The following is an 8,910-nucleotide window of genomic DNA, read 5'->3' as shown; positions in this document are numbered from 1 at the left end:
CGGCGAGGAATAAGAACCTCATTATTGAACAGGAGCAATACGATCCTTTCATCCAGCCTTGACCCTGATATGGCAGAAACGGTAATATCATACCTGGAGAAGGAAGGAGTGCAGGTATTGACAGGATATACCCCTACATCCATCAATGGTGAAGATAGTGTCACATCAGTTACAGTAAATGAAATAGAGATACCTGCAGATGTGGTATTGGTCTCCGTTGGCGTCACCCCTGAAACTTCTGTAGCATCAGAGAGCGGAATAGATATTGGACCCACAGGGGGAATAGTCACAAATGACAGGCTTCAAGTCATGAGAAATGGAAATGCCATTGAGGATGTGTTCTCCGGAGGAGAATGCACTCAGATATACAATTTTTTGACCGGTAAACCCATGCTTAGCCATCTGGCAAGCACAGCGCGCAGAATGGCAGGAGTGATAACCGACAATCTGGAAGGTAAGGACACATGTTTTGGCCCTGTGGTGAATCCTTGGGTAGCAGTGATCGGAGACCTTCAGATAGGTTCAGTGGGAATTACGACCGCAGAAGCTGAAAAGCAAGGAATGAAAGTTGTCAGTGGTATAGCTACAGGTTCCACACGTGCAGAGTATTTCCCTGGTGCCGGCAAGATATTCATAAAGGTCCTGTTCCATGACAGATGCCTGATCGGTGCTCAGATAATTTCAACAACCGGTACTAAGGAGCGCATTGACGGTCTTTCTCTGGCAATAAAGAGAAAACAAACCATAGATGAACTGCTTGAGATGGAAACTTGCTACTCTCCTGCTGTTTCCACACTCCAGGACCCTTTGCTTTTTGCTGTCAAAGGTGCATACAGGAAAATGCCAAAAAAAGGTGCACGATGATAGAGATCGATGGTTCTTACGGAGAAGGTGGAGGACAGATACTGAGGACAGCTATTGCTTTGGCAAGCATTACATCAACTGATGTAAGGATATTTAATATCAGATCGCATCGACCCCAACCCGGGCTTAAGTCCCAGCATATGAAAGCCATAGCAACTGCTGCAAAGCTCTGTGATGCTGATGTCTTAGGACTGTATATAGGTTCTCAGGAGATCACCTATTCTCCAATGGAAATAAAGGGGGCTACATATACAGTAGACATTGGAACTGCCGGGAGTATCTCGCTGCTGCTTCAATGCATTATGCCAATGACAGCATATTCCGGCGGGAGGATAGCACTTGAGATCACCGGTGGAACTGATGTGGCATGGTCCCCAACGATCGATTATCTCAATAATGTGACTTGTAAAGCGCTTGGACAAATGGGATATCATTGTAACATAGAAGTTCTGAAAAGAGGATACTATCCTGAAGGGGGGGGAAAAGTATGTGCATTCTTTGAACCTACAAGGCTGCATGGGTTCGAATTTGAAAGAAAAGAAGAGAACATTAAGGGAATATCACACTCATCAAAACTTCCTGAACATATAGCACAGCGTCAGGCCCTGGCAGCTAAAAGAGTGTTGGAGAACAGAGGAATAGGATCCGATATAACGGTATGCTCTAAAAATGAACTTTCAACAGGAAGCGGGATAACATTGTGGAGCCTGTATAGTGGTGCCAGCCATCTTGGAAAGAAAGGTCTTCCTGCTGAAAAGGTTGGAGAGATGGCTGCGGAGCAGATGACACGATACCTCGATTCCGGGGCCTCAGTGGACCCTTATCTGGCAGGCCAGCTTATCACCTATATGGGTCTTGCAGGAGGTGGGTCTTTCACCACCTACGAGATCTCAGAACACACACTGACAAATATGCATATAATTGAACTGTTTTTGGGCGTAGAGTTTGATATAAGAGAAAAGAAGGAAATTACTGAGGTCTCGGTAAAATGAGAGGAGAGAAATGGCCAGATCAGTTCCCATTCTCAACTATGCTCAGGTACTCAGCCGGAATAGATCTTGCAAGGGCGATGCCCTCATTGGCAGTAATGACCATTATTCCGTCGTTTTGGGCAGAATCTGCGTCTATCTCAAGTATCACAGGATTATCCGTATGTACAAGTGCAGCCTCTACGGCTCTTTCATAAGATGTGCTAAGATGCACATAGGTTTGCCTGATAGGTGTGATGCCACTTTCCAGCAGCATATCAACCTCTTCCTGGCTGACACCATAATAAAGTGATGGGAGCTCATTTTCAGGATAATCTGACTCAAGCTCCACGTCTACAGAATGACCGTACTTTGCCCTTATGTGTTTGCCATCTATCTCATATCTATGTTTCCTGTCAGACTTGACAAGGGCAATGAGCCTTTCCTTGGTACCCCACCTATAGCGCTCGCTCAGAACATCCAGAAGATGTCCCAGGCTAACCCAGCCATGGTGGTCCATTTTAAGGCCCACATCTTCAGGGAAATGTCTCAGTGCTCCGGAAACGAATTTTCCCAAGCGTTCTTCGCGGTCATCATCAAGGACGTACCGGCCTTCCACACCGCATGCCGGGCATGTCTCACCTCTGAAATATCCATGCTCATTGCATTTACGGATCATGTTATATCGGTCTTGAGATGTAATTAATCGTTAATATATGTTATCGAAACAAAAGGGAGCTATGATAATAGTTTCGTCAGATTTAATACATACTCATACTATCAGGTTACACAAAGCAGAGAGATTACCTTAGGGGCAAATGCTCCCAATAATACATTTCCAGGGAATAATCATAAACGGGATAGACGAGATCTACTCAAAACTTAGCAAATCCATAAGCAAGGAAGAATTTGTTGAAAAGGTAAATGAGAAAGTAGAACAAATGGGTGGCCTATGTGATGAAAAGACAGCTGCCATGCTTGTGGCACACGACCTGGGGCTGAACGAAACCGGAAGGTCATCACAAAAAATAGCTGACATAAAAAGTGACAGTGGAAACGTAAACTTCATTGCAAAGGTAGTATCTGTTTTCCCCATAAGAGAATTCACACGCAGTGATGGCACAACAGGAAGAGTTGGAAATCTTCTGGTGGCGGATGAAACCGGAAGTGTAAGGATAACACTATGGGATGATAAAGCAGATCTGATCAATCAGGGCTTCATTGAAATAAACCAGAACCTGCAGATAAGCGGTTATGTGAAGGAAGGATATTCAGGCGTTGAAGTTAACATAGGCAACAACGGGGTACTATCCCAAACAGATGAAGAAGTACAGGTCAAAAATCCTTCAACTAAGATATCAGACATCAAAGATGGCATGGGAAGTATTAACGTCGTTGGAAGATTGCTTGATATTTCGGATGTCCGCACCTTTAACAAGAAAGATGGATCAAAAGGCCGTGTAGGCAATATAACTATTGGCGATGATACTGGTAAAATAAGGATAACACTGTGGGATGACAAGACAGACAAAATGACAGAACTTCTTCCCGGAGATGCAATAGAGATCATCAACGGTTATGCACGGGCGAACAATTTCAACCAGCAGGTAGAGATACAGATCGGAAACCATGGGCTAATAAAGAAGACCGAAACTTCTGTCAAGTACCAGGAAAATTTCACTGCCATTGCAGATATCGTACCTGGAGAATCTTATTCCATACAGGGTTCTGTGTCAGGATTGGGAGAAATAAGGGAGTTCAACAGGGACGATGGTACGGTAAACATGGTCTCAAATATATATGTTTCCGATGACACGGGCAGAATAAGGGTGGCCTTGTGGGCTGACCACGCATTGCTGGTAGATGAACTTGATATCGATACACCTGTACAGATCATAGATGCTTATGCAAAATCAGGTTTTAATGAAGACGTTGAACTCAGTGCAGGAAACCGGACACGGATAATCATCAACCCCTGATGAACTTTAGAAATGCAATAAACATTCCTGCCACTATTCTTTTAGTATATATTCTACGAACATCTATATATACAATTAATAATAACATTCATTTGTGGGCAATCACTTTCCTTAAAAATAACAGGAGCGTGTTATGCAATGGTTTTGGGTGCGCAATGGGACCTTGAAACTGACACATCTATTAATGAGATCCGTAAGGAGATGTCAGTCCGGGAAGTAATGACCAGCAATGTAGTCGTTGCAAATATCAATTCTAGTGTTCTTGAAATTGCCCGGGAGATGATTCGCCAGAAAGTAGGCAGTGTGATCATCACTGAAGATGATGATCCTGTGGGAATAATAACAGAGGCAGACATCATCAGCAAAGTGGTGGTCAATAATATTGTGCCAAGTACAGTTGTGGCAGGTAAGATCATGTCTTCTCCCATCATAGCAACAAAACCATCAACAAACGTCATAGAAGCTGCAGAACAGATGACCAGATGCAACATCCGCAGGCTTGCAGTGATAGATGGTGATAGAATGGTGGGTATCATCACAGACAGGGATATACTTACAATATCACCTGGTCTCAACACTATTCTTGAAAGCCTGATCGAACTGCATCGGGACGAGAGTAATTTTGTGGAAGAATCAGGGATAGAAAGAGGAATATGCCAGAGATGCGGTGCATATACAGACCTTACCCTGATGAACGGACTTATGCTCTGTGAAGACTGCAAAGAAGAAGAAGGCTATTACGATTAGCCGTGTATCATTGACCTGTCCATTCTAAATGGAGGATATCTATGACAGTAGAGAGGATAATGTCAAAGAATCCCTTATATGTGAAAGAGACCGACCTTATGACCCATGCACGTCAAGTTATGCGTGACCATTTTTTGAGAGGTGTACCTGTAGTTGACGATTCCATGAAAGTGAGTGGAATACTTACAGACGGAGATGTACTTAAAATAAGAGCCACCAAGTCCAATGTGACAGTGGAAGGATATGTAAAGGAAACACCAATGATCACACCTGAAATGGAAATATTGAAAGCTGCACGCTTAATGCTTGATGCGGCTCAACATAGAGTTCCTGTGGTATCAGGTGTTGACAGACAGTTAGTAGGGATCATAAGCGATGCAGATATACTGGCAACCATCAAGCCAACAAAAAAGTCTCCTCTGTACATTGAAGAGATCATGATGACAGATGTGACGACCTGCTATCCGGACGACAGTATAACCAAGGTGTGGCATCAAATGCTTGAGCACGATTATACTGGAATACCTGTGGTATCACATACCAATGAAACTATTGGAATGGTGACAAGAAGAGATATCATAAAAGCAGGTTATGCAAGAGTGGGAGAAGTTGATGGACGGAGTGCAAAAGCCGGTGATGCACCGAAAGTGGAAAAGGTTATGTCCACTCCTATGTACACTTTACCCCCGGAGGCTTCAGTGAAAGAGGCCATTGATAAGATCCTGCAATATGACATTGGCAGGATAGCCGTAGCCAGCAATAAGAAGCTTTTGGGCATCGTAAGCAGGTCTGCATTAGTATCTGCCTGCCTTATAGGCACTGGTTTCTGAACTGGTGAAGCTATAATAGAAAAATGAGGGCCTTTACTTTTTGGTCCCTGAAAGCAGTTGAACAGAAGAATATTTTATGTGCCGGTGGTTTAATTGACAAAAAAAAGAACAGATATGGTCACAGCAGACAGATCGAAGTTCCAGAACAATATGGAATACCAGGGCAATCATAAAAAGGACCCAGGTATGATCAGCAGTACAAGTACTATGGATGTAGCACCTGTTGAGTTCAAGGCGAAAGCTGCAGAAAAGAAAGGTGACATGAGTGTTGTGGCCAAGAAAGACGTGATAACTCTTCCTCCCACGACAACGATCATGGGTGCTATAAAAACGATGACCAATAAAGGTTTTAGAAGAGTGCCGATCGCAGACGCAGGTACAAAACGCCTTGAAGGGATCATCACCTCAATGGATATTGTAAACTTCCTTGGAGGCGGTTCAAAGAACCTGCTTGTAGAAAAATACTATAAAGGAAACCTCCTGGCAGCTATCAATGCTGACGTGAGCGAGATTATGCAACGTGATGTAGCCTTTCTTACATCCAAAGCAAGTATTTCCGATGCAGTGGAGATGATGATCCAGAGAAATACAGGAGGATTGCCTGTAGTTGACGAAGATAACAGAGTATGTGCTATATTCACGGAAAGGGATTTCCTGAATCTTATGGCAGATACCATTGATTATGATTCTATCAGGAACTACATGAGCACAAAAGTGAAAACTGTACCGTTCGATACTACTATAGAGGATGCAGCAAAGATAATGGTCAGTAGGGGCTTCAGACGATTGCCTATTGCAAAAGATGGCATATTGATAGGTATCGTTACAGCATCCAACATTATGAATTTCCTGGGGAGCGGAAAAGCCTTTGAAAAGATCGTAACAGGTAATTTCCATGAGGCTTTCAGCGAACCAATAACCTCACTTATTAACAAAGATGTCGTATGGGCCTCACCTGAGATGGACCTGGGAGATGCTGCAAGATTGATGATAGAGAAGAGAGTAGGTTCTCTGCCAGTAATTGATAATGATGTCCTCTGCGGTATAATTACTGAAAGAGACTTCCTGAGAGCCGTCTATTGAACAGACGAAGAACAGCTAGTGATTAAAAAATGACTATTGGAGGAAGTAAATGAACGTTTCAGATATAATGAGCTCTCCGGTTTTCATAATGGGACCCGATGAGCCGGTATCACGTGCAAGGAATCTGATGCTGAAACATAAGATCAGCACAGTTGTTGTAGGTGATGGTGAAAAAATGATGGGCATTATCTCACAGGCTGACCTGAGCAAAAAACTTGCCCAGGCAGAACCTGTCTGGAAAAGGCGCCCTATAGATAAGATCCCTGTAAGCATGGTGATGACAGAAGATCCGATAACTATCTATCCGGAAGCTTCGATCTCCCAAGCCGGGAATCTCATGTTGGAGAACAACATCAACTACCTTGCAGTGATGAAAAAAGGACTTGTTGGCATAGTGACAGGTACAGATATTGTGAGGTATGTCTCCAAACTGGATGAACAGAGGTTCGATAAGAAAGTGCATGAGATCATATCTGATGAACCTGTTCGCGTACACAGACACCATACCATTAACCATGCAATCGAGGAGATGGAGAAGAATAATGTGGATGAGGTTCTAGTTGTCGACGATGCAGAAAAGGTAGTAGGGCTTATATCGGTAAATAACGTTGCCCTGAATATAGTAGCTGATGCCGATGGAAAACTCCCCACAAAGAATATCAAAATGAATAGACGCTCAACATCAGGCGGGCAGAGGGCATACAGATACATAAAAGAGGTCCCTCTGGTCGCTGAAGACATCATGTCAGATATCGGTACTATCGTAAAATGGGATGATTCAGCAGTTGAAGCTGCAAAGCTCATTGTGGAGGAGAACTCAAAAGTCCTGCCTGTAGAAAAGGATAACCTGATCGTTGGAGTTGTCCGAAGGAAGGACTTGATAAGGATAGCGCAGTGACGGAACAAAAACTAATCAAACCGAAGGTGAAAGAGATGGAAGTAAAGGACATAATGGCAGAACCACCAACTATCAGTAAATCAGATACGCTTTCCCATGCACTTGATATTATGGAAAAGAAAGAAATGCGCCGGTTCCTTGTGAAAAATGAAGATAAGGTAGTTGGTATCCTTACTATGAGAAACCTCACAAGAGAGCTTGGTACCAGAAAGAAGGGAAGCATGCCTGCATCTTCACTGCATGTAGCCACAGCTGTCTCTGACAATTTTGTGAAGGTTTTTCCGGATGTAAAAGTAAAGGATGCTGTCACCCTGATCGACAAGAACCAGGGAGTTATCATTGTCTGCAAGGATGAGAATGTAATGGGCTGGGTGACACCTGCAGAACTCCTGAAAACTAACAACTTCAATGGCTTTGCCGGGGAATTCATGCAGAGAGAACCTGTGATAGGAAGTCCTGGCGACCGTGTGAGCCATATCAGGCGTCTGATGCTGGATAAAAACGTCGGGAGGATCCCTATCATAGAGAATGGTAAACTGGTAGGAATAGTCACCGAAAAAGATGTTGTAAAGGCAATGAGAGCTTTCAGGGACATCGTTTCAGGCAATCAGCAGGAGGCCAGGATAAAAAACCTGATAGTTGCAGATATCATGAGGAGGAGTGTGAAAACAGTTAATACGAACACTTCTCTTTCAGATGTTGCAAAGATGATGCTTGAAGAGAACATCGGAGGTCTGCCGGTGATGAACCTTGAAGGCGAGTTCGTCGGATTAATAACCAGAAGGAATCTGGTACACTCAATGGCACAGTGAACATGGAGCATTATCCGCAAACGGAGCTGGACGTTGAAAGTGCTGCATCTTTCCTGGACATTTCTGTGCAAAGGATGCAGGAACTGATGGAAAGAAGAGTGTTGGTACCCAACTGGAACGAGTACCAACACCTATTCCGTTTTGAACATAAGGCTTTACAGATCGATATTGGAAGTGTCCTTGTACAAAAGGGTAACGTATTCAGTCTTATTCGTGGATTTCCAAAGATCAAAAGAGCAATGCTTCTTGGTCCTGCCATCAAACACAATTTCAGTGACATACCTAGGGTGGCGGTAGAAGAAAAAATGAATGGATATAATGTAAGGGTGATATTGCTGGACGGGAAGCTTGTAGCTCTTACCCGCAGCGGTCATGTGTGCCCTTATTCTTCAGAGAAAGCTAATGATCTACTAGACCACGATTTTTTCACTGAGAATCCCCAATTTGTGGTATATGGGGAAATGGTGGGTCCTGATAACCCTTATGTACCCAAGAAAATATATGATATTGGATCTTTGGAGTTCTTTGTTTTTGACATAAGGCAGAAAAACACGGGTTTACCCTTACCATTGCATGAGCGCAGGAGCCTTGCTGAAAAATACAGCTTCAGACAGGTTAGACTTTTCGGAGAATTCGATATCCAGGAAGCTCCTGATGTGGTGCGCCATATTATTCAGGATATTGGAAGAAAAGGCCATGAAGGAGTGGTGATCAAGGACCCCAAGATGG

At 43.5% G+C, this 8,910-nt stretch carries 10 protein-coding genes; 9 read left to right on the top strand and 1 reads right to left on the bottom strand.

Translation table 11 applies throughout. The features are described 5' to 3' along the window. Together AB7U21_RS07290 and rtcA are read left to right on the top strand one after the other, a co-directional pair. On the top strand, positions 1-864 hold an 864-nt coding region (locus AB7U21_RS07290), incomplete at its 5' end, for an FAD-dependent oxidoreductase (RefSeq protein ID WP_428387974.1). Then, the gene (gene rtcA, locus AB7U21_RS07285) at positions 861-1,856 is read left to right on the top strand and encodes an RNA 3'-terminal phosphate cyclase (RefSeq protein ID WP_428387972.1); all 996 of its coding nucleotides are present in this window, start codon (positions 861-863) and stop codon (positions 1,854-1,856) included. The genes AB7U21_RS07290 and rtcA, both read left to right, overlap by 4 nt. A gap of 19 nt (positions 1,857-1,875) precedes the next feature. Here rtcA and AB7U21_RS07280 read toward each other — a convergent pair whose 3' ends face one another. After that, positions 1,876-2,511: an RNA 2'-phosphotransferase gene (locus AB7U21_RS07280; RefSeq protein ID WP_333788178.1), complete on the bottom strand. Its 636-nt coding sequence runs from the start codon at positions 2,509-2,511 to the stop codon at positions 1,876-1,878. 172 nt (positions 2,512-2,683) lie between these two features. Between AB7U21_RS07280 and AB7U21_RS07275 the strand changes: the two genes are divergently transcribed. From AB7U21_RS07275 to AB7U21_RS07245, 7 genes are all read left to right on the top strand, one after another. Continuing rightward, on the top strand, positions 2,684-3,811 hold the full coding sequence (locus AB7U21_RS07275; RefSeq protein ID WP_333787611.1) for an OB-fold nucleic acid binding domain-containing protein: 1,128 nt from the start codon (positions 2,684-2,686) through the stop codon (positions 3,809-3,811). Positions 3,812-3,949: 138 nt separating this feature from the next. Continuing rightward, on the top strand, positions 3,950-4,558 hold the full coding sequence (locus AB7U21_RS07270) for a CBS domain-containing protein (protein WP_333787612.1): 609 nt from the start codon (positions 3,950-3,952) through the stop codon (positions 4,556-4,558). A gap of 41 nt (positions 4,559-4,599) precedes the next feature. After that, positions 4,600-5,388 (top strand): CBS domain-containing protein, encoded by a 789-nt coding sequence (locus AB7U21_RS07265; protein ID WP_333787613.1) that lies wholly within the window; start codon positions 4,600-4,602, stop codon positions 5,386-5,388. 93 nt (positions 5,389-5,481) lie between these two features. Continuing rightward, the gene (locus AB7U21_RS07260; RefSeq protein ID WP_333787614.1) at positions 5,482-6,471 is read left to right on the top strand and encodes a CBS domain-containing protein; all 990 of its coding nucleotides are present in this window, start codon (positions 5,482-5,484) and stop codon (positions 6,469-6,471) included. A gap of 49 nt (positions 6,472-6,520) precedes the next feature. Continuing rightward, positions 6,521-7,369 (top strand): CBS domain-containing protein, encoded by an 849-nt coding sequence (locus AB7U21_RS07255; protein WP_428387968.1) that lies wholly within the window; start codon positions 6,521-6,523, stop codon positions 7,367-7,369. A 35-nt stretch (positions 7,370-7,404) separates the two neighbouring features. Then, on the top strand, positions 7,405-8,181 hold the full coding sequence (locus tag AB7U21_RS07250; RefSeq protein WP_428387966.1) for a CBS domain-containing protein: 777 nt from the start codon (positions 7,405-7,407) through the stop codon (positions 8,179-8,181). A gap of 2 nt (positions 8,182-8,183) precedes the next feature. After that, the coding region (locus AB7U21_RS07245) for an RNA ligase (protein ID WP_428387964.1) at positions 8,184-8,910 on the top strand (727 nt) is incomplete at its 3' end.

It is taken from the genome of Methanomethylovorans sp. (assembly GCF_050177135.1).
In the GTDB taxonomy this organism is placed as follows: domain Archaea; phylum Halobacteriota; class Methanosarcinia; order Methanosarcinales; family Methanosarcinaceae; genus Methanomethylovorans.
The sequence above is the reverse complement of the archived record's forward strand: the minus strand, read 5'-3'. Positions and strand labels throughout refer to the sequence as shown.

Coding starts and splice junctions, on each gene's coding strand:
- rtcA (WP_428387972.1), top strand. CDS start 861: ATGATAGAGATCGATGGTTCTTACGGAGAAGGTGGAGGACAGATACTG.
- AB7U21_RS07280 (WP_333788178.1), bottom strand. CDS start 2,511: ATGATCCGTAAATGCAATGAGCATGGATATTTCAGAGGTGAGACATGC.
- AB7U21_RS07270 (WP_333787612.1), top strand. CDS start 3,950: ATGGTTTTGGGTGCGCAATGGGACCTTGAAACTGACACATCTATTAAT.
- AB7U21_RS07255 (WP_428387968.1), top strand. CDS start 6,521: ATGAACGTTTCAGATATAATGAGCTCTCCGGTTTTCATAATGGGACCC.
- AB7U21_RS07265 (WP_333787613.1), top strand. CDS start 4,600: ATGACAGTAGAGAGGATAATGTCAAAGAATCCCTTATATGTGAAAGAG.
- AB7U21_RS07250 (WP_428387966.1), top strand. CDS start 7,405: ATGGAAGTAAAGGACATAATGGCAGAACCACCAACTATCAGTAAATCA.